The organism is Pantoea deleyi, from assembly GCF_022647325.1.
GTDB lineage: Bacteria > Pseudomonadota > Gammaproteobacteria > Enterobacterales > Enterobacteriaceae > Pantoea > Pantoea deleyi.
On the sequence record NZ_CP071405.1, the window covers coordinates 2,338,464 to 2,360,183 of the forward strand.

At 50.5% G+C, this 21,720-nt stretch carries 18 protein-coding genes and 6 pseudogenes; 2 read left to right on the plus strand and 22 right to left on the minus strand.

The features are described 5' to 3' along the window. The first annotated feature begins 7 nt into the window (after positions 1-7). On the plus strand, positions 8-1,066 hold the full coding sequence (locus J1C59_RS11025; RefSeq protein ID WP_128086453.1) for a hypothetical protein: 1,059 nt from the start codon (positions 8-10) through the stop codon (positions 1,064-1,066). Positions 1,067-1,121: 55 nt separating this feature from the next. Here the strand turns inward: J1C59_RS11025 and J1C59_RS11030 are convergent, their stop codons facing one another. The 14 genes and pseudogenes from J1C59_RS11030 to J1C59_RS11090 all read right to left on the minus strand — a co-directional run. Continuing rightward, positions 1,122-1,556 (minus strand): lytic transglycosylase domain-containing protein, encoded by a 435-nt coding sequence (locus J1C59_RS11030; protein WP_242281320.1) that lies wholly within the window; start codon positions 1,554-1,556, stop codon positions 1,122-1,124. A 431-nt stretch (positions 1,557-1,987) separates the two neighbouring features. After that, on the minus strand, positions 1,988-2,152 hold the full coding sequence (locus J1C59_RS11035; RefSeq protein ID WP_242281321.1) for a hypothetical protein: 165 nt from the start codon (positions 2,150-2,152) through the stop codon (positions 1,988-1,990). A gap of 176 nt (positions 2,153-2,328) precedes the next feature. Then, complete coding sequence (locus tag J1C59_RS11040; RefSeq protein ID WP_242281322.1) at positions 2,329-4,365, minus strand: hypothetical protein; 2,037 nt, start codon at positions 4,363-4,365, stop codon at positions 2,329-2,331. Between the two features lie 752 nt (positions 4,366-5,117). After that, entirely contained in the window at positions 5,118-5,519 is a 402-nt protein-coding gene (locus tag J1C59_RS11045) for a hypothetical protein (RefSeq protein WP_128086908.1), read from the minus strand. Position 5,520: 1 nt separating this feature from the next. Then, positions 5,521-6,063: pseudogene (locus tag J1C59_RS11050) on the minus strand (RHS repeat-associated core domain-containing protein); the annotation flags it as partial. Positions 6,064-6,140: 77 nt separating this feature from the next. Beyond that, a pseudogene (locus J1C59_RS11055) lies at positions 6,141-7,233 on the minus strand (RHS domain-containing protein); the annotation flags it as partial. A gap of 48 nt (positions 7,234-7,281) precedes the next feature. Continuing rightward, positions 7,282-7,521: a hypothetical protein gene (locus J1C59_RS11060; RefSeq protein ID WP_128086777.1), complete on the minus strand. Its 240-nt coding sequence runs from the start codon at positions 7,519-7,521 to the stop codon at positions 7,282-7,284. 4 nt (positions 7,522-7,525) lie between these two features. Beyond that, positions 7,526-7,924 (minus strand): hypothetical protein, encoded by a 399-nt coding sequence (locus J1C59_RS11065; protein ID WP_208721884.1) that lies wholly within the window; start codon positions 7,922-7,924, stop codon positions 7,526-7,528. Continuing rightward, positions 7,914-8,081: pseudogene (locus J1C59_RS21885) on the minus strand (RHS repeat-associated core domain-containing protein); the annotation flags it as partial. The pseudogene J1C59_RS21885 and the gene J1C59_RS11065, both read right to left, overlap by 11 nt. A gap of 77 nt (positions 8,082-8,158) precedes the next feature. Next, a pseudogene (locus J1C59_RS11070) lies at positions 8,159-8,722 on the minus strand (type IV secretion protein Rhs); the annotation flags it as partial. Between the two features lie 262 nt (positions 8,723-8,984). Beyond that, the gene (locus J1C59_RS11075) at positions 8,985-9,257 is read right to left on the minus strand and encodes a hypothetical protein (protein WP_128086778.1); all 273 of its coding nucleotides are present in this window, start codon (positions 9,255-9,257) and stop codon (positions 8,985-8,987) included. 198 nt (positions 9,258-9,455) lie between these two features. Then, a complete protein-coding gene (locus tag J1C59_RS11080) occupies positions 9,456-9,908 on the minus strand; it encodes an SMI1/KNR4 family protein (RefSeq protein WP_128086779.1) in 453 nt (150 codons plus the stop codon). Between the two features lie 4 nt (positions 9,909-9,912). Next, entirely contained in the window at positions 9,913-10,215 is a 303-nt protein-coding gene (locus J1C59_RS11085; protein WP_128086780.1) for an HNH endonuclease, read from the minus strand. An 87-nt stretch (positions 10,216-10,302) separates the two neighbouring features. Next, positions 10,303-11,077 (minus strand): annotated as a pseudogene (locus tag J1C59_RS11090) (RHS repeat domain-containing protein); the annotation flags it as partial. 91 nt (positions 11,078-11,168) lie between these two features. Here J1C59_RS11090 and J1C59_RS11095 point away from each other — a divergent pair. Continuing rightward, positions 11,169-11,339 (plus strand): hypothetical protein, encoded by a 171-nt coding sequence (locus J1C59_RS11095; protein ID WP_242281323.1) that lies wholly within the window; start codon positions 11,169-11,171, stop codon positions 11,337-11,339. A 27-nt stretch (positions 11,340-11,366) separates the two neighbouring features. Here the strand turns inward: J1C59_RS11095 and J1C59_RS11100 are convergent, their stop codons facing one another. The 8 genes and pseudogenes from J1C59_RS11100 to J1C59_RS11135 form a co-directional block, all read right to left on the minus strand. Continuing rightward, positions 11,367-11,594, minus strand: a complete 228-nt coding sequence (locus J1C59_RS11100; RefSeq protein WP_111142287.1) for a hypothetical protein — start codon at positions 11,592-11,594, stop codon at positions 11,367-11,369. A gap of 4 nt (positions 11,595-11,598) precedes the next feature. After that, positions 11,599-13,030: pseudogene (locus J1C59_RS11105) on the minus strand (RHS repeat domain-containing protein); the annotation flags it as partial. A 547-nt stretch (positions 13,031-13,577) separates the two neighbouring features. Beyond that, a complete protein-coding gene (locus J1C59_RS11110) occupies positions 13,578-13,871 on the minus strand; it encodes a hypothetical protein (protein ID WP_111142206.1) in 294 nt (97 codons plus the stop codon). Continuing rightward, positions 13,868-18,259: an RHS repeat-associated core domain-containing protein gene (locus J1C59_RS11115; protein WP_140917268.1), complete on the minus strand. Its 4,392-nt coding sequence runs from the start codon at positions 18,257-18,259 to the stop codon at positions 13,868-13,870. The genes J1C59_RS11110 and J1C59_RS11115 overlap by 4 nt, the downstream gene beginning before the upstream one ends. Before the next feature lie 3 nt (positions 18,260-18,262). Continuing rightward, positions 18,263-18,703 carry a DcrB-related protein gene (locus tag J1C59_RS11120; RefSeq protein ID WP_128086533.1) on the minus strand — a complete coding sequence of 147 codons (441 nt, stop codon included), beginning with the start codon at positions 18,701-18,703 and terminating at the stop codon, positions 18,263-18,265. A gap of 17 nt (positions 18,704-18,720) precedes the next feature. Further along, complete coding sequence (locus J1C59_RS11125; protein ID WP_140917269.1) at positions 18,721-19,566, minus strand: hypothetical protein; 846 nt, start codon at positions 19,564-19,566, stop codon at positions 18,721-18,723. Between the two features lie 712 nt (positions 19,567-20,278). Beyond that, positions 20,279-20,716, minus strand: coding sequence for a hypothetical protein (locus J1C59_RS11130; RefSeq protein WP_242281324.1), 438 nt, complete (start codon positions 20,714-20,716; stop codon positions 20,279-20,281). A 282-nt stretch (positions 20,717-20,998) separates the two neighbouring features. After that, entirely contained in the window at positions 20,999-21,718 is a 720-nt protein-coding gene (locus J1C59_RS11135; RefSeq protein ID WP_242281325.1) for a hypothetical protein, read from the minus strand. Between the last annotated feature and the right edge of the window lie 2 nt (positions 21,719-21,720).

The following is a 21,720-nucleotide window of genomic DNA, read 5'->3' on the forward strand; positions in this document are numbered from 1 at the left end:
GGCTTTTATGGTTATGCAGATAGCTGGCGCGGGGGGGATCGCCCCCGCTTTTTCACCCGGCGGATCGCTGTCGGGTAACCTGCCCACGCCTTCTCCCCTGCCCGGTCCGGCTCTGTCGGGCCTGGGGCTCGATCTTCCCATCAGCTATGGTGGAGGAAGCGGAACGCCGCTGGCGGGCCTGACCAATCCGCTCTCGCCGCTCGATCAGCTCTTAACGCAGGTCGGGCTGGAGTCGCTCGTCGATCCGGCCTCTGCTGAGGAGGGTGCGTTGCCTGCGGCATTGTTTGTCAGCGAAACAACCGGTGAGGAAACCGCACAGGCAGCGGGCGATGGTGTGCGAACCAGCGAGAAGGACATCAGCGTCAGGCCGACTGAGGAGAACCTGCAGGGGCGTCCACCGGGCGATAACCGCAGCGCCGGGCAGATTATTGATGAAAACCCGGTGCTGAAAAACCTCGGCAACCAGAAAGACATCAAGCAGCCGGAACTGAAGGCGCGCTTCGGTGACTGGACGGAGGACAACAAGGATCCGAAGAGTCGTGCGGATGCGGCGTATAACATGGCCTGCGTGTTGAACAGCATTAAAGGACTGAACGCGCGCGATGGCAGCGAGCGGCAGGAGATCTCGGCGAACGGCAAAATAGAGGGCATTACCAAAGATGGTGACGCGCGCCACGGAAGCGAAGCGGGCGTACTAAAGGATATCGCCGAGCAGGGACTGAAAATGCTGCCGGAGAATAAGCAGTTGCCGGAGACGAGCGATACGCATGTTCGTAACGACGGCACCAATAAAGATAACTTCCAGTGGGGAATGGGTGAGTTCGGCAAGATATTGTCGAATATCCCGATTCTCAAATCGGTTGCCGCGCCTTTCTTTAACAACATCGGCGAGGCGCGCGATCTGGGGGAAGTCTTTACCGGTGGCCTGAAAGGCGTGGCCGAAGGAGGATTGAGCGTGGCACGCGGACCGGTAGGCTGGGCCGTCACGGCAGCAACCGATACCGTGCAGATTGCAGTAGAGAACAGCGGAGGCAAAGGCAAAAACGAACCGAAGCCGTTTGCCTGATTTTTGACGCTGCGGTTATTTGTCCCTGTAACTGTTACAGGGACTTTTTTTGCCGTTATGCCGGTAACGTGCCGCTGCCGCTGGCGATAATCGCGGCAAAACTGAGCACTTTGCCGACACAGGTCGGATCGCCGGTGCCGGTTTTAGAGATATCCGTCAGATCGCTGATGTTCACATTTCCCGCTCCTGAGTTATAGCCTCGCAGTCCGGCGCCGGTATCGCCACCAAACGCCTCACGCTGCTCTTTAAGATAGAGCGCACCCGCCATAATGCTGTCTTCAGGGCGGGACGGGCTGGCATCGGATCCCAGCAGATGCGGGTATCGGCTTTGCAGATCGGCGAAGGTGTTCGAATCAACCTGCATCAGGCCGCTGTCCGACAGGCCATTACCGCCGTTAACGGTGGTCGCCTCCGTTTTTCCGCGTGACTCCTGCCAGATTTGTCCTGCCAGCACTTCTGGGGCCTGATCAGATTCTTTCGCGGCACGCATTATTGCCTTCTCATGGTCCAGTAGCGGTGCAGGTAAATGCAATCCTGACTCGCCTTTTATCAGCGGGACCCCGCCAGATGTCGGCGTTTGTCGGGCAGGCGTGTCCAGTCCGGCATCAGACGCATTACCTGGCTGTGGCAGCGGACTGGCCGGGATCGGTTGCTGCGCAGAAGCGGCATCGGACGGGTTGCCCGGCGGCGTTCAGCGGAGCGCTGAGCGGCGCGCCCTCTTCTGCTGAGGTGCCCGGTATAGCAGCCCCACTACCGCTACCTGTTCCTGCTCCTGCGCTGGGAGTTTGTTGTTGACCAGAGAACAGTTGTTGCAGCATGGATAACAGTTGCAGCAGTGCCTCTCTCTGCGGCCCCGGTTGCTGCATCAGCCCCTGCATCAGATCCTCGCGGCTCTCACCGTCAGGCGTGGCGGTGAGACGGCTAAAAATCTGTACCAATCATGGCATCATTGTCAAAGTTAATCGCCTGACTGCCGCCACCAGACTCTGTCGGGCCAGACACAGCAAGGTTGTTTTTATCGAGCGCGCCAGAATCGGGCACTGGCGGCTGACTCGGCCCGAGAACTGAACCTGACGAGATTTTCATCCTGCTCTCCTCTCAACTAAACGTCATTGTTAGCGCCAGCCAGACTGACGCCTCTATCCCGCCATAACCGGGACAGGATTGAGTGGAAAACGCGTGACGTGGGTTCCGGGCGGAGCGTGAGACAGAGCTGATTCAGGCGTAAAAAAGCCGCATCGCTGCGGCTGTTAAATGGGGTATCAGGAAGCTTTTTTGGATTCCTCAGGCTCTGGCGATCCTGCAGGCCCTGCGGCTTCTGATGACGCAGATGATCCGGATGCCACAGATGAAGCTGATGATGTCGGTAAGGAGTCCGGCAACGGTATCATCTCGGCAATGCGTTCGCTCATCCTCTCTGCCTCAGTTTCAAGGGAATTGATGATCTCTTCAAAGTGAGCCTGGGTTAACTTTTCAGGCTTTGGATTTTTGATATTCGCCAGGCCGGGGAAGGCTTGCCACCATGCATTGGTATCCCCTGCGGTGCGCATCGCTTGTGAACGCCCGGGCGGTGTGTTCCGTAACGAACCAGAATGCTGCGAAAACACGCTGTCGCTGTCTGATGCAGCGGCTTCTGACGGCACTTTCGTCCGGGTACCGGTGCTGGGTGCTGGCGTGCCGTCCGGGGTTCTCGCTTCCGTACCCACACTCGGCGCTGGCGTGCCGTCTGGGGTTCTCGCTTCCGTACCCACACTCGGCGCTGGCGTGCCGTCCGGGGTTCTCGCCTCGGTACCCACACTCGGCGCTGGCGTGCCTTCCGGGGTTCTCGCCTCGGTACCCACACTCGGCGCTGGCGTGCCGTCCGGGGTTCTCGCCTCAGTACCCACACTCGGCGCTGGCGTGCCGTCCGGGGTTCTCGCCTCGGTACCCACACTCGGCGCTGGCGTGCCGTCCGGGGTTCTCGCCTCGGTACCCACACCCGGCGCTGGCGTGCCGTCTGGTGTTCTCGCCCCAGAACCACCCTCTTCTGTAATATCAGCAGCCGCAGGGTGCAGTTTGTTAGCGACTGCGCGCTCAATCTCCTGATAAGCAAGACCAAAAACGCCTTGTTGCAGGTAAGAGTAGGCGTTGGGCAACAGGGCCGCCGCATTGCCCACACCTTCGCGGGAAGCACGGAAAGCTGGATTTTTGACCAGCTCCAGTGCGGTCTGTGCCGCACTTGTCTTATTGGCGGTGAAAAGCGCCTCTGCGCCCCCTTTAGCCACACGCGCCGCGCCAGCGCCGACACCTAAACCGAGAGCTTCCATTGTCTCCGAAGCGACCGCACTGAGAGCACTCAGCGTTGTCACACCTTCAACCCATTTTTGGGGTGATTTGGCGTGATCCCATACCGCATTGAGATGGCTCCCCTTACCACTGTTCGTGCGCCCATCGGACAGCGCAGTGTAACGATCTTTCCAGTCATCACGGCCAAATAGAAACTCTGCACCGTGCAGGTCGTCAAAGTAGTTTTCAACCACGCCGCTTAATGCACCCGCTGCAGAAGTCAGGCTAAAGCCCGCAATCTGATTGATGACATAACCCGGCTTGAGCGCGCCCTGTATAATCCCCAACGGCTTTGCCCGTGGCTCATTTTCGGCTAACAGCTGGGTTGAACTGGAGATTCCCCCTGTCACTGGGTTGCGGACGTTAAAGCCCGTACCGCCAAGCGCCGTCATTTTTAATTTATGCCCAAGGGTATCGCGTCTTTCTGCCTCTTCCTTCATAACAGGGTGCAGCTTATCCACATCTGCCTGCATCCATCTCGAATCCTGAATACTGCTACCGATAACCCGTGTGAGCACCGCTTTAAAAGCCACGGCGGTCATCCCACCCGCTACGCCTGCAACAAAGTTGTGCATGGGCGTGCCCGGTTCCAGTTTCATCGCGCTGGCTATCGCCTTTCCGACCAGATCGCCAGGTACGCCGGACAGGGCATAGGTCATGCCAATTGCCCCCTTTGCCTTGGCCATAATCATCGTGTCGTATTGGGTAGCCAGATTGATAACATCTTTTACCTGGTCATCGGTCTGTTTCAATTCATCATGCAGGGTGACAGCGATCTCAGCCAGATATTCACGGACGTCTGCTCCGCCTTTACACGCTTTATGCAACGTATTCGTAATGCGTCCAATCTCCTCTGAACGTGCTCTTGATGCAGGCGTTGTAACCGTGAGTTCGGTAGCTGATGGCCCACCGCGCGGGGTCATTTCAATCATATCGTTGTGTAAAGGTGAAGGTGGGCGTCTAATTCCATCCATAATTCTCACTCCGCCAGGTTGTGCCGGTTAACAGCAACCGGTCAGTTGATGACTTGCGAAATGAGTGACTCATCCCGCAACGTGAGGATTGAGTAATGGATGAGGGGATCCGGTTTCAAATCGGGAAGGAATTTTAGGGGTTTTGTGATGCGCATCACGATTAGCTGGGTGGGGAACGATAGCGCACGGCGCGGATTAAGCGACAGATAAACGCGTTTCACGCTGTCAGGTCATTTTTTACCGTCTGATACCGATTCACTGCCTGAGTTACAGAGAAATTGTGGCTGTCGCTATGAACTTGGTAGCGGACTACCCTGGTGCTTCTCCTGTAACGGGCGTTAGCTCTTCCGGAAGAAGCAGATTGAAGCGGAAACTCACCTTAGCAAATGGCATCTATTAAACATCGCGGAAAGACCGTTCCGCGATAACACAACACGGACAGATAAGCGTTATTTCATACGACGCTGCCGGACAATGCTGGCGAGGCGCTGTGTCCGGCAATAAATAGCAAACAGAATGAAAGCCTGACCATTGACTGATGGATTTCACGACCCTGTAGCAGGAGTTCAGATGCCAAAAAGCACGTTACTGCTATCAGGAGTTTTAAGCATTGCTGAAGCCCCGATAACCGCTACGCCTGCTATAATTATTACTACGCCAAAGGAAAGCACGGCCGAGGCAATCTCCACTACCATTGATGTCGCGCTCACTGCTCCAGTAAGCGTTTCTCATTTACAATGGAGTAGTAATTTTCAATTACTCAAGGATGAAAACCATGTCGTTTCATATTCATCTTGTTCTGCTGGGTCTAAAGATAAACCTTCATCTTCATAGTCGAAGATATTAACTAAATTATCTTTGCGAGCTGGAACGCCTAAAGCCGTTTCATAAGCGCTCAACCCTTTAGACATTTGCCTTGTCATTCTGGAGGGAACAATGTTTAACTTAGCACCCTTGCAATAATAAACTATGCTTTTGTCTAACTCTCTTATTTTTTTAAAACACTCAAAAAAATCATCACCTTCAGCATTCAATTGCTGATCATCGTGAATAAAAACTTTCATGATGCACTTGGCATCATTAATTAGATGAACTTCTACTTCACGGACAACACCATCAATCATACAAAGTAAATTTATCTTTTTTAAATTCAATTTAACCTCCGAAAAAATTTATAAAACTAAACCCTACAAAACTGCCATCTTCGTTAACCGGAGTGACTCCGAGAATGTCTTTATTAGAAATAGTGCCAGGAACAGCCATTTCAAGCTCATCAGGAAATGGGGTGTTTTTACCGAGTGTTTTATTAACATCAATAGCATTTTTTTGTGGTCGGATTGCATAAACGAAACCTTTTTGCTCATCTCTTGCAGCAAAATTTTGTGCCACCTCAACATCAGATGATGTACTTATAAAATTGCTTGGTGGTGATCTGTTATCTCTTGCATGCAAAAGAAGATCAGAGCTATCGCCAAGAGGCTTAAATCCTTCACGAAAAATAACATTGGGCGGCATTTTATCACCCCGATATAGAAAGCCTGTTTCGCACTTACTCAACCCCCACGGATCCACCCACCCCAGCGCATTCGGCGCATACTGGTAAAGATTGATCCCGCCCGCCAGCCCTATCGGGTCCTGCTGGGTAAACCGTCCGCTGTCCGGGTCATAATAACGAAACAGATTGTAGTGCAGTCCGGTTAATTCGACACCTGCGGTGCCTCACCCCCCTGGGGCCATCGCTGAAGCGATGTTCAAATTTGCTGAAGCAAATTAGTCCCGCTCCAGGTACTGGCCCTGCATACGAAGGTTCTGCTGCACGGCAGGCATCCGCTGGCTGGACTCACGCAGCAGTTTGCCCCACGGGCTGTTAATCCCTTCCCAGGCTTTTTGTCCTTCACTGTCTGTCAGCCGCTCCGGCATTCCGTTGGCCGCATTATGGAACCAGTAAAGCTCCGGGCTTTCCACACCATCAATACGGGCCAGCGGCTCATAGCTCTGGCTGTCGCTGTAGACGTAGGTCAGCGGAATGTCGTCATGGATTTCCTGCAGCAGCCGGTAACCTTCCCACACAAAGCGCGTCGTGACGGCGTTCCCCGACGGCCTGCCCTGTAGCAGCTGCTGGCTGGTTTTACTGATGCGACGTCCCAGCGGATCGTAGCGGAAACTCACCTTAGTCCGCGGCTTGTTACGGTCACGCGGCTCACTGATGACCTCCGTCAGGCGATGCTCGCCATCGTAACGGTAGCGCAAGCAGGTCCGGCCATCATCTTTCTCAGTCGTACGACCATGAATATCGTACTGCCAGCGGATACCGTTCAGTCCGGTGACGCGATTATGCATAACATGGGCGGCAGTATTACGCTCAAGCGGGTTGCCTGCGCCATCCCAGCGCCACTGTTCATTGCCCGGCTGCGCTCCGTCCTGTGACAACAGCCGGCCGGCGTTATCATAATTCCACAATGTCTGGCTGAACGGATTATCGTCGCGCTCTTCACGGATCAGGTTGTTGCCATAATCGAAGTCGCGCCGGCGGGACCAGACGCGCGGTGCAGGACGCTGCGCGTCACCCCTGAACACGTCACGGCGGCGCAGTCTGCCTAATCGGTCATATTCACTGCGCATGGTCAGGCCGCCCTGCGTGCGGCTCAGTTCCCGATGCTGCGTGTCACGGGTAAACTCCGTGACCGGCAGGTTGTCCAGCGCGATGCTCAGCAGATGACCGCTGCCGTAGTAAAGCTGCTTCAGGTTGCGACCATCGGGCAGCGTCAGGGCAGTACAGTTACCCAGCGCGTCATACGCCCACGCCAGTTCGCCCTGCTGGCTCCACTCAGTGTCAGACAGCGGCCAATGCTGCAGCCCTTTACTCAGGCCCTGTCGCCCTCATCAGTGTAGTGGCAGTGATGAGTAAATAAGATTTCATTTCTTTAAAAAACTGATCAATTGCAATACCTTTTGATATTCTTCTTCATCAAACTCACCATGAGCCAGATACCCACAAAAATTCCCGTACAAAGTATTTGAATCAATATTTGAGCAATTTTCATCTTTTAAAACATCCAATGCTGACTTGTACAATTCCTTTCCTTGTGACTTGTTCTTCGCTTCTACTAAGGCGATCAGTTCAATTAACGTTTCAATGGCTTTTTGTATATTCATATTATTAGAAACTCACTCTATCTGTTCTAATTATTGTGGATTTTGCTAATTTCTTGATGCTTATCAGTCCTTGATAGCCTCCGCCTTCCAGAACTTCCAATCTATTAGTACTTATTTGCGGAGCAGCAGTATCCTCAGTGATCCATGTTCCTTTTTGAGGTTTGAAGGTTGTAACCCGATCTATCCTAACGCCCCATTCTTTTAGGATGGCCAGATCTTTCCTTAATTCTGCCTCCGAAGTATATTTCTTTTTAGTAACGTAATTGAAATCCCTTCCTAATCTATTGGTTTTATCATGATATTTATAAAAGATTTCATCGCCACTAACCTGTCTATTAGTGATTATACCATCTGTGAAATTTGCTTTATGATGGTCGGGGATTCTTTGACCTTTTTTTCTCAAGCGAACATCTACTCACCCCCCACGGATCCACCCACCCCAGCGCATTCGGCGCATACTGGTAAAGGTTGATCCCGCCCGCCAGCCCTGGCGGGTCCTGCTGGGTAAACCGTCCGCTGTCCGGGTCATAATATCGAAACAGATTGTAGTGCAGTCCGGTTGATTCGGCACCTGCGGTGCCTCACCCCCCTGGGGCCATCGCTGAAGCAATGTTCAAATTTGCTGAAGCAAATCAGTCCCGCTCCAGGTACTGGCCCTGCATACGCAGGTTTTGCTGAACGACAGGCATCCGCTGGCTGGACTCGCGCAGCAGTTTGCCACACGGGCTGTTAATCCCTTTCCAGGCTTTTGCCCTTCACTGTCTGTCAGCAGCTCCGGCATCCCGTTGGCGGCATTATGGAACCAGTATAGCTCCGGGCTTTCCACACCATCAATACGGGCCAGCGGCTCATAGCTCTGGCTGTCGCTGTAAACGTAGGTCAGCGGAGTGCCGTCGTGGATTTCCTGCAGCAGACGGTAACCTTCCCAGACGAAGCGCGTCGTGACGGCGCTGTCAGCCGCTCTTCCCTGCAGCTGCTGCTGGCTGGTTTTACTGATGCGGCGTCTAAGCGGATCGTAGCGGAAACTCACCTCAGAGCGCGGCTTGTTACGGTCGCGTGGCTCGCTGATCACCTCCAACAGGCGATGCCCACCATCGTAGCGATATCGCCAGCGGGTCTGGCCGTCATCTTTCTCAGTGGTTCAGCCATGAATATCGTACTGCCAGCGGATACCGTTCAGTCCGGTGACGCGGTTATGTATGCCGCAGGTTAACCTCGCCGGGAAGTAGCTGGCTAAGGCGGAGTTAGAAATGGGCACGGGCGTCTGACTGAAGGTGCTGGACGGCTGTTTGATGTTGATCCTAGATAGCCGTGAAGAGAACAGGCTTCGTCATGGGTAGACAACGCTTACACAGCATAATTAGATGGAGCAGACCCGCCAGTAGGCGCTGGCGTTGCTAGCCCAGGTCAGCGGCTAAAATAAAAAGCCAGAAGGATCATTGGGATCGCTTCCGGCTTTTTAACTATACTTCTCTTTCTAAATAGCTATCAACTGCTTTTTCCATTCTATCCAAAACATCTGTAATTGGATTAAGGTAGTCGTTATAAATTTCTGCATAACGACGGGCAAAGCCTCTTAACGGATTATTCTTTATTTCATTATTAATAAATTTCGCTTTCAAATGCTCAAGATCATTAATAAAAGGTCGCAAATGTTCTTTGCGCTCAATTTTCATAACCACTTCAATATTATCAATTGTTTTATCTGTTTCAGATAAAAGTGATTTTTTATCCAAGAGCAACATCCTTCATAAAACAGAATTTGTGACTAAAGGCACTACCCTACTAAACCGCATCAGTGCCCCATGGCACTGACAATATAGCTTATAATAATTAATCACATACAAATCTAAAAATTACTTTTACCCTCAAAGCAGATTAGCAGATAAAAAATTGCCGGGAAGAGTGCATAAAACTTTCCCGACTTTGATTGATCAGACTTCAATCTCATAAAGGTTGTTAATAAAATCATAAAAACTTAATGCTATTAAATGCATATTTTCCATTCCCGGAACATCTCCGTCATCAACTTCATTTTCGTGGTCCCAAAAATAAACTTCAGCTTTTTCACCATTAACACCGATTAGAATAAGATTGCCTCCTGGATCTATAGCAATTGGGACGTAGTTTTTAGGAATGCGATTTTTATACTTATTAAAAAAATTCATGAGGCTTGCATTTTTTGAATCGCTAATTTCCAAAAATTTATCAACACTTGACCCATCATCACCACTAGCAAAGTCAAATCCATCCGGTTGAGGGTATCCACCATTGTGTTTTTTTAAAAAATCCCTATAGCTATCAGGCAGTTTAATGTTTAGCTGCTTTTCCACATTAACTAACTCTTGTTCACTTACCATATCTTTTGAGTCAAGTATTTTTGTCATAAAATCACTTTCCCGTAGCTGTGCCGCCAGTATGTTTTACAGCTGCGTGTATATCAGTCGGTATTAATTGCATATAACCAGACTCTTGATGATGGTGCCAAGTATAATCATCTGGCCTTGGATTGCCTCTGCTATAACCTGCAGCTTTATCCGCCCGAGCAAAGTCAATACCACGAGTTCTACCAAGTTCAATGCGAACATTTCTTATAGAATATCTGCTAAAGTCAGGAAATCCTGCATGATTAAAGGGGACACTATGTGGGTATTTATTTCTTATTTCAACAGGCAGACTTTCAATAGGGTACATCTTTCCCTAAAATTTACTATTTATTGGCATCCGACCATTAACTGACATAACCATTTTGGAAGCTAAACTACACTTACTCACCCCTCACGGATCCACCCACCCCAGCGCATTCGGCGCATACTGGTAAAGGTTGATCCCGCCCGCCAGCCCTGGCGGGTCCTGCTGGGTAAACCGTCCGCTGTCCGGGTCATAATATCGAAACAGATTGTAGTGCAGTCCGGTTAATTCGGCACCTGCGGTGCCTCACCCCCCTGGGGCCATCGCTGAAGCGATGTTCAAATTTGCTGAAGCAAATCAGTCCCGGTCCAGGTACTGGCCCTGCATACGCAGGTTCTGCTGAACGACAGGCATCCGCTGGCTGGACTCACGCAGCAGTTTGCCCCACTGGCTGTTGATCCCTTTCCAGGCTTTTGCCCTTCACTGTCTGTCAGCAGCTCCGGCATCCCGTTGGCGGCATTATGGAACCAGTAAATCTCCGGGCTTTCCACACCATCCATACGCGCCAGCGTTTCATAACTCTGGCTGTTGCTCTAACGTAAGTCAGCGGAGTGCCATCGTGGATTTTCTGTAACAGACGGTAGCCTTCCCAGACAAAGCGCGTCGTGACGGCGTTGCCAGATGGTCTTCCCTGAAACAGCTGCTGGCGGGTTTTACTGATGCGACGTCCCAGTGGATCGTAGCGGAAACTCACCTTAGTGTGCGGCTTGTTCCGGTCGCGTGGCTCACTGATCACCTCTATCAGGCGATGCTCACCATCGTAACGATATCGCCAGCGGGTCTGGCCGTCATCTTTCTCAGTGGTTCAGCCATGAATATCGTACTGCCAGCGGATACCATTCAGTCCGGTGACGCGGTTGTGTATGCCGCAGGTTAACCTCGCCGGGAAGTAGCTGGCTAAGTCGGAGTTAGAAATGGGAACGGGCGTCTGACTGAAGGTGCTGGACGGCTGTTTGATGTTGATCCGCGATAGACGTGAAGAGGATCGGCTTCGTCATGAGCAGACAACGCTTGCACAGCAGCAGGAGATGAAGCAGACCAGCCAGCAAGTACTAGCGATGCTGGCCTGGTCAGCGGCTAAAAATAAAGACGGAAGGATCCTGGATATAGCTTCCAGTTCATTATGATTTTGAAGATAATTTAATATATCAAAATCATGGACCATAAAAATACATTAATGTGTCAAGATCATCCCAATCTTTTTCGGTTAGCATATATTTCTCCATGCTATCGTATTTATGCCTTATCCCTTTCATAGGAATAGAGTGCTCATCTTTCCTAGCCAAATCAATCAAATAATCAATGTCTGACTGTTTTTTCAATGTTCTTTTTAATAGTTCAAACAACATTTTCTCAGCATCTTTTTTTTCGAGGATATACATTTGCTTAATCCGGTAATATTTTAATTGAGTCGAAATTAATAATCTGTCCATTTGCATGCAACTGTACGGCACCGCCGCTTCCGTACTCAGGATAAGCCGAGGCAAACGGTTCTAGTTTTGTAGGGTGAGTATTACCATCCCATTTAGGAACGAAAGCTGTAGGTTTACCATTTTTATACAATTGCAAAGTATCGAAAGTTCCGCGCATCCGTGCATCACTCCAGGCTGGGGCAATCTGAAATCCATCCCTGGCAGCACTGCCAGAAGAATATTTATCAAATCCGAAATATGTAACAGGCGCAGCCTTATTTTCTAAGGTCGAGGGTACAAACTTGTTGATCGAACCATCAAGTTCCATATATTTCATATGACGATAAGCAGTTGAGGGCATCGTCGCACTTGGTCCATCTGGCCCGACATAAAAATCAGGTTTACACTTACTCAACCCCCACGGATCCACCCAGCCCAGCGCATTCGGCGCATACTGGTAAAGGTTGATCCCGCCCGCCAGCCCTGGCGGGTCCTGCTGGGTAAACCGTCCGCTGTCCGGGTCAAAATAACGAAACAGATTGTAGTGCAGTCCGGTTAATTCGGCACCTGCGGTGCCTCACCCCTGGGGCCATCGCTGAAGCGATGTTCAAATTTGCTGAAGCAAATTAGTCCCGGTCCAGGTACTGGCCCTGCATACGCAGGTTCTGCTGAACGACAGGCATCCGCTGGCTGGACTCACGCAGCAGTTTGCCCCACGGGCTGTTAATCCCTTCCCAGGCTTTTTGTCCTTCACTATCTGTCAGCCGCTCCGGCATTCCGTTGGCGGCATTATGGAACCAGTAAAGCTCCGGGCTTTCCACACCATCAATACGGGCCAGAGGTTCATAGCTCTGGCTGTCGCTGTAAACGTAGGTCAGCGGAGTGCCGTCGTGGATTTCCTGCAGCAGCCGGTAACCTTCCCAGACGAAGCGCGTCGTGACGGAATTGCCCGGGGTTCTTCCCTATAACAGCTGCTGGCTGGTTTTACTAATGCGGCGTCTAAGCGGATCGTAGCGGAAACCCACCTTAGTGCGCGGCTTGTTACGGCCCCGCGGTTAGCTGATCATATCCGTCAGCCGATGCTCACCATCGTAGCGATATCGCCAGCGGGTGTGCCCGTCATCTTTCTCAGTGGTGCGGCCATGAATATCGTACTGCCAGCGGATACCGTTCAGTCCGGTGACGCGGTTATGCATAACGTGGGCGACAGTATGGCGATCCAGCGGGTTGCCTGCGCCATCCCAGCGCCACTGTTCATTACCCGGCTGCGCATCGTCCTGAGACAACAGCCGGCCAGCGTTATCGTAGTTCCATAATGTCTGGCTGAACGGATTATCGTCACGCTCTTCACGGATCTGGTTGTTGCCGTAATCGAAGTCGCGCCGGCGGGACCAGACGCGCGGTGCATATAGGATAATAGACGGACTCTTAGCATACGAACTTAGATCTTAAACAACGAAAGGGGAGAATAATACCGGCCTACCAACTTCACTCTGGTAAAAAATTAAAGCCAACAGATTCCTCGTGAGAATCTTCAGGCTTTAACATTCTTATCTAACATCCCAGCATGTGTTTCAATCTCGCCAAAAATGCTTTACATGCAGATTCTTCATCGGCGTAGCATCTTTCGTCAGTACGCTGACCTCTTTCACTATAGAATATCTTCCAAAGCAACCCTTCAAAGATTAAGCATAAAGATTCATGAGATATATCATCAATTGAATAGCTATCCTCTGGAACATCCATAGATGACAACATATTGATTAATAAATTTTTATCCAAAATCCTTACCTGTTTTAACTTCTTTAAAATGTACGCAATGAATTAGAGACCACACTTACTCTGGTAAAAAATATTGTTTACCTAAGCCAGTCTCACCAAAACAAGGCGCCATGATGGGCAGCTGAAGTAAAAAGCCGGAAGTATCATTCATACCACTTCCGGCTTTTTTAACTATATTTCCTTATAAGCTTGTTCTGCATCGATAATTATACTTCCCAACTCAAGATCAAAAGGCCATTGATCAACTACAATCCTTGATATACCTATAACTCTTTGGTTTTTTGGAGGAAGATTATCCGATTTAATTATAGTTAATATAATAGAAAAAGTTTCCTTAAATTTGGAAAGTTGAGATACGGAACTTACAGATAACACTTTTATATCTTTAGTGATAATAGCTTTCTCCAGCTCATCAATAGCTTTTTGTATCTTTGCAACTGCCTTGTTTACTTTTGTCATTTTCATAAATCTAATAAGTTATTGAGATCAGTTATGTATTTTTGTATCTGCCCACCGGGCAAACCAACTCCCTGAGATGATGCCCTTCCTTCAAGAATGACAGAACCCGGCTTAACTTTAAACTGAGACACATTAGTCATCTGGTTCCATTCTGTTTTCACTGCAAGGCTTTCTCGGGTAGCAGGGAATGTCTCAAAAATATATCTACCTCTCGCCTTAGCATCGACACCATCATAATATCTTAACCCGTATTCTGAGTCAGTCGCTTTACGAACTCTGATTGAATCTATTTCGAATGACTCCAACGTTTGCTTTCTAAATTTTCTCGGAGTGCCGACTTTTTTTAAATAAGCCGACGCATCCTTTACACCTTTATATGGATCTGACTTGCTGCGGCCCGTACATTTACTCAACCCCCACGGATCCACCCACCCCAGCGCATTCGGCGCATACTGGTAAAGGTTGATCCCGCCCGCCAGCCCTATCGGGTCCTGCTGGGTAAACCGTCCGCTGTCCGGGTCATAATAACGAAACAGATTGTAGTGCAGTCCGGTTTCCCGATCCAGGTACTGGCCCTGCATACGCAGGTTCTGCTGAACGACAGGCATCCGCTGGCTGGACTCACGCAGCAGTTTGCCCCACGGGCTGTTAATCCCTTCCCAGACTTTTTGTCCTTCACTGTCTGTCAGCCGCTCCGGCATTCCGTTGGCGGCATTATGGAACCAGTAAAGCTCCGGGCTTTCCACACCATCAATACGGGCCAGCGGCTCATAGCTCTGGCCGTCGCTGTAGACGTAGGTCAGCGGAATGTCGTCATGGATTTCCTGCAGCAGCCGGTAACCTTCCCACACAAAGCGCGTCGTGACGGCGTTCCCCGACGGCCTGCCCTGTAGCAGCTGCTGGCTGGTTTTACTGATGCGACGTCCCAGCGGATCGTAGCGGAAACTCACCTTAGTCCGCGGCTTGTTACGGTCACGCGGCTCACTGATGACCTCCGTCAGGCGATGCTCGCCATCGTAACGGTAGCGCCAGCGGGTCCGGCCATCATCTTTCTCAGTCGTACGACCATGAATATCGTACTGCCAGCGGATACCGTTCAGTCCGGTGACGCGATTATGCATAACATGGGCGGCACTATTACGCTCAAGCGGGTTGCCTGCGCCATCCCAGCGCCACTGTTCATTGCCCGGCTGCGCACCGTCCTGTGACAACAGCCGGCCGGCGTTATCATAATTCCATAATGTCTGGCTGAACGGATTATCGTCGCGCTCTTCACGGATCAGGTTGTTGCCATAATCGAAGTCGCGCCGGCGGGACCAGACGCGCGGTGCAGGACGCTGCGCGTCACCCCTGAACACGTCACGGCGGCGCAGTCTGCCTAACCGGTCATATTCACTGCGCATGGTCAGGCCGCCCTGCGTGCGGCTCAGTTCCCGGTGCAGCGTGTCACGGGTAAACTCCGTGACCGGCAGGTTGTCCAGCGCGATGCTAAGCAGATGACCGCTGCCGTAGTAAAGCTGCTTCAGGTTGCGACCATCGGGCAGCGTCAGGGCAGTACAGTTGCCCAGCGCGTCATACGCCCACGCCAGTTCGCCCTGCTCCCCCTGCTCAGCAACAATGCGGCCCAGCGCATCATATTTAAAGGTGATCTCCTGCTCGGCCTGCTGGCTCCATTCGGTGTCAGACAGCGGCAGATGCTGCGACACTTTACCCAGCTGGCCCCCACCGCTGTAATGGTATCGCGTCTGACCTTCCGGCGTGGTGCGCGCCAGCAGTTGTCCCGCACCGCTCCAGTAATAACGATGCGTGATGGCCTCAGGATGTCCGGCGGCAAAGGTGCGTGATACCGTGCGACCCGCCGCATCATAGTCGTATCGCGTGGCTACGCCATCCAGTCCGATCTGAGCCAGCAAGAGAGAATCTGCGCCCCACTCGAACTGATACTGCTCGCCGTTCTCGTTTTGCAGCGCCGTCAACCGGCCACGGCTGTCCCAGCGTCGCTGAACCGTCTCACCCTGCGCATTGCGGTTGGCAGTCAGTCTCCCGACATGGTCATAACGGAATTCACTGCGCTTGCCATCAGCCGACTCATAGGCCAGCGGCAGCCCGTTTTCACTCCAGTGCAACCGCTCTTCCCAGCCCTCTGCGCGTTCCAGCTGAAGAGGACGACCTGCGGCATCGTAGTGATAACGGGTTTCTTCACCATCCGGTGCGGTGACAGAGCTGAGCCAGCCCAGGGGATGGTAACGGTAGCGTGTGGTCAGCCCTGAACAGTCGGTTTCACGGATAACCTGCCCGGCATCGTTAAACTCCCGGCGGTAGCTATTACCTGCTGCGTCGATCTCCTCGACAACCAGCCCGGACTCATTCCGCTTATAGATTGTGCTTTGCCCGAGCGCATCAACGACGCGCTCAAGGCCATGATGAGGATCGTAATAGTATTTCGTTGTGGAACCATCCGCTCCGGCAACCACCGTGGGCAGCGAACGGTGCGACAGCCATTGCACCGCGTGCACACCGCCATCAGCATCTTTCTCTTCGACACGGTTACCCAGCTCGTCATAGGCGAAGCTCACCGCATTGCCCAGCGGATCGATGCGACGCGTCAGGAGTTCGTTTTCATCCCACTCATAGCGCCATTTCTCGCCCCGCTCATCAATAAAACAGGTGATGAGGCCCGCGGCATTCCAGTAGTGTTCGCGCTGCTGACCGTCATAGGTTGAAACGCGCGTGATGCCTTCTTCAAGATCGTAATGCATATGGCAGCCGTCACCGGTATTGGTGCGGTTCTCTACCACGCGCCAGTGATCCAGCTTCTGCCAGCGATATTCGCTTTCCAGCCCGCCCGGCAGCTGGTGCCAGACCATTAACCCATCGTCGTTGTACCGGAAACGTCGGGTGACAACGCCTGCGGCATCGGTGACGCTGGCAAGCTGGCCCTGCTCATTGTATGCCCAGCGCGTCAGAGGCCAGTGCTGATTGCCATCAAAATGGCTGGCTGATGTCGGGCGTCTCGCATGCTGTTTGTCGTCGTAGTGCAGCGTGACGTCAATCGCCAGCGGCGCGTCATGGATACGTACAAGGCGAGCCTGTTCATCCCAGCCCATCTCCAGCGCATTGCTGTATTCGTCGCTCAATGAAGCCAGGCGCAGCACCTGCGGATCCGCAGCCGTGCGCCGGTAGAGACGCCATACAGCCCCGTCGTCATCGGCAATAGCGATATCGCCTGCTTCGTTGCGCCGGACCATCAGCCCTTCGCTGATGCTGTAGAGCACCTCTTTTTCGCCGGGAACGTCAAAGATCAGCTCCCGGCCGTTGTCATCAAACCAGGTCGCCCGGTTCCCTTCCAGCGTCAGATAGCTGTCAAACATCGTGGCCCAGCCCTGACCAAACAGGCCAGTGCGCTGCGTCAGGCTGTTATAGCTGCGCTGAAAACTGAGCGGGAAGCGTCCAGGAAGGGAAAAATCGCGTTCGGCATCATCATTGAGGACTTTAACGCCGGTCGCAGCATGAACCGGGAAGAGCGACGAGAAGGCCGCGTTGATAGCCATGTCCGCTGCCATACCGCCCACGGCACCGGCCAATGCGCAGGGCATGTTTTTCAGGATCTGACATGGACGACCACGAAGGAGGGAAAGGCCAATCATCATTACCGCGAGACCCGGCACCTTACCACTTTTGATCTCTCTGACGGTGACAGTTTCACCCCCAATGATGACATTGGGGGAAACATCGTCACTCACGGTAGCATCACAGGTAGTTTTATCCTTTGCCCGCACCGCAGGCTGGCCATTGATAAAGACGCTTTTCGATCCCTGAGCCAGATACTGCGGCGCATTGTGTTTTTCACAGGCCACTTTGTCCTGCTCCAGCGGAGAAGTTCCCGCATCGGCGGAGGCGACCGTGGGCTGCCACATGGCACTGCCAAACTGGCCGACCGCAGAGAGTAACATCCCGCCGTAATCCGCAAAACTCTGCGGTGATTGCGGTTCCGCAGGCGGTGTCGCACCGGGCGTAAGCATTCCGGCCGCGCGCGCGGCCAGAAGACCGTTAACGTGGACGTTCTCTGACCCACTTGCGATTACGCCGGCTGGCGATGGCGGGAAAATCATGTCCCCCAGCCCCTCGGCCGCTTTAGTGATGTCGTCTGAAATGCCTGCAGCGTTCGCTAACACACCGCCAATAATCCCGCTGAGGAGACAGCTGGAACCGATAGCGGCAACCCCGGCCGCAGCCATACCGGCCCCCAGTAAAGGCGCAGCCAGAGTCGCAGCCGCGCCCACTGCGGCACCGATGACGGCATAGGCCGCACCTTCAGCTACAACGCTTGTAATATCAGCGAAAATGCTGGAGTGAATGATCTCGTCGCCCACACGGGCCGCATGGTTATCCATAGCTTATGCATTCCGTTGCTTGTTCAGACTCAGGCTTTGTTTGAACGCATTCCAGCGTTGTCCGTCTTCTTCATTAAACGGACGCATTGCTGAGAGCGTAAAAATCATGAGGACGTCTGATTCCGGCACCTGTGTCGCCAGCTGTTTCTGCCACACTGCCTGCCCGTTGCGGTCAAATACCGTTTCAACCTCAATTGCCGGTAATGTGTTGTCCACACCGGCCTTCACCTGTACAAATTCAGACTGCCGGATGTGACCCATCTGACTGCGCAAGGTGTCCCACTGACGCTGAAACTCTTTTTCCGCATTACTCTCCTCAGGAATAACACCGCGGCTTATCACCCATGCCAGCCCACTGGCTTCGTCGCGCACAATATTCATAGTGGTGTCCTGCCAGGCCGCAGGAAAAAGCGCAAAGGCGCCCTCATTGAATTGGTAATGCATATTAGATGTCCGTCAGATTAATTATTTGTGGCAGCTGAATTCAGGCTGCGATATTCACCATCAACGTTATCGGCATTAGTGAGTATCTGAGTGTTATCTCGCGAAACCTTAATATCAAAAAGGCGATGCGTTATATCAGGGTCACCACCGCAATGACTGTCGTGACTATCTTCGCGAACCGTGAAGATAAAAAAACCTTTATCACTGGTGTCGTCGAGATCATAACGCAGGCATTTATCATCAAGCGTGGTAAGGTGCCAGGTATGAATCGCTGCGGTTGCTTTTATTAACGCCTGGTCAGGGCTAAGGTCGCTTTGCTCTCCATCCAGGTCTGTTTTCAGCATGATGCTGATGACCTTCCCCTGTTCAATCTGGAACATTAACTGTTCCTTGCCCGACTGATAGACAAGCCAGCGCTGATTATCACTGTAATCTTCTTTGCCGGGCCCATAGGCTTGCTTAATCTGTTCCAGATTATCGCCAACCTTAATATTTCGGGTCGTCGGCACGCTGGCATTTTCCAGAAGGATCTCAGCCAGAACCGTGTGGCTGGCATTGCCAACCGCTGCTGCGCTAAATAATGTAAAGCCTTCATAGCTATGCTGAAAGTAGTTGTAGCGCTGATTATTAATGACTACTTCACCGGCGCGTTCTGAACTCAGGGCATTGCCTGCGCGCAGAAAACTTGTGTTACTCCAGTTGTCACCCGGAGTGAAAAGATAGTCGTTCAGCAGAACGGAAAAATCGTCCTCGTTAAGAGCAGGAACAGACGATTCCATGCCGGATTCAGCCCTGGCAACACAGGTTAATAATATGAAAACAGGTACAACTATAATAGTGGCAAAAAAACGATTAACAGTCATTGTATTTTATCAGGGGAATTATATGAGAGTCGTACCTGAGATAATGGATTCCACATCATGCTCTGTCACTTATCGACAATGATGATTTCACTCAGGCACTCAGAATTTCTGGCATAAAATGATATCTTGATGACCTGCCTGTCAATCCCGGTGATAGATGTTAAGGTGATTACTTCGCTTTCAGACTTTTAACAGGATATATAATTAACTTTTCGTTCTGACTGGTCTTTTTGAAATTAACAGGCAAAATGTTCTTCCCTAAAAAGCAAAGCTATGGAAAAGGATCATGCCACCAGACATTTAACTTAAAGGTAAATTATTATCCCTAATCGTTAAGCTATCCAGCAGCTTTATCGGGTTAGCCTGACTGAAATTTATGTAATCCTTTTGACTTTGAAATGTCATAGTTAGCGATAAATAATGAAGCCTTTAAAATGAAGAATTCCTTAGGGTGGCACTCATTTTCGCAATAAAATCCCACACCTACTTTATACATCTTCGGTTCCAGACAAACGTATCGCGTGATGGCATTGGCATCAGGCTTATGCAAGGTAAGTCCACTCTCACCTGTCAGTGATTACACCAATTTTTCTTCATGACCAATTTACTTTTCTGGACGGGAATCCCTCGGCTCTGACGTTCCACAAAAGCCCATTTACCATGATATTTTCCTTTTCATCTGTCAAATCTTGAGCAGCAAGACATCCCGTTTTTAATTCGTCAGCCAGATACCGTAATAAATCACTACAGACCCAAGAGAAAGAATAATTTTTGAAAAAGCAAACAGGCCCGGCGTCAGCTTATTGGTTATCGGTGAAAATCTCCTGTAATTATCGGCATTATATTTTTTATGGAAGCTCATGATAGCGCTAAAAATATTGCACATTGCGACAATCATAAATCTTATTCCCCATATAAAAATCAGAGATACACCCAACTTCCCCATTAAATCCCTGGCTGCGTCCCTGGTAAAACCAGGGATTAGTTCGGTTATTCCTTTAAGCAGGAAACCAATAAGAATAATTACGATAAAAACCCCGACAAAAGATTTCCCCGTGCCAGCCAGCGTCTTTTTTCCGTAGGAAATTTTGCTGGTCCAGATAAAATACACCGTCACAAACAGGAAAAATAAAAATGTTAACATTTTCATGCTGTTTTCTTTCCTTTCGAAAATCAATGAGAAACCAGCAATTTTTCATAGCTATCCAAAGGTCGTTCAGCGCCCCCGATACCTGATATTAATTATGCACACATGATACAATCCAGCGCATTTATTCATTTTCTTAAGCAAAGTAATTACCTCCACAAAACTCAAAATATCAAATTTCAATAGTAGATGCGGGGTGGGTAAAATTATGACCACCCGATAAAACCATAACATCAATAAATAGCATTATAAGCTTTATTTATTTAGTTTAAAAAATGAAAATCATCATTCCCATTTACCAGCTTGCGCCACAAGAGTTTTTTCTCCCTGCACTACTTTCAACATAAGCGGATTAAAACTTACAATGTAATCGACACCGCTATTATTAAAAATCATTCCATCGGCTTTTTTTGATCCAATAGACTGTGTGGTCTTACCTTCAAGAGTAATTTGTTTTCCATCTTTATTCCTGAGACCCAGGTACTTAACTTTATCGCATGCAGTATAAAAACTCCCACAGCCATTCAACAAAGTGACAGTGAAATCAGATGTTGAAAAGACTTTCATATCTGACTTTAAATTTTCCTGACTCACCTCTTTATTGAGTGTGTAGGTTTTAGGGGCATAAAACTCCCCATTACGAGGATCTTCGATCAACTTCCACAATACATTATTACTTTTAATTTCTAAATTTGCCTTGCCTTTTACTCCGCCAAAAGCTGAATCGAAATAAATTAAAGCATTTCTTCCATTCACCGTACCTTTGACGTTTTCATTTTTATTATCCTCAGGGCAATCAATTCTATTGCCACTTCGGGTAACATAACAATAAGTTCCGGTTACCTTATTGTCATGTTGCTTTAATTTTAACGTCAAAGTCGAGTATAACGACCCGTTATTATTTTTTTCCTGACCGCTCCAGTTACCAGTAAAATTATCAGAAGCAAACGAAGACAATGAAGAGACTGATAATAAAACCGCCATAATGCATCTAATTTTATTCATTC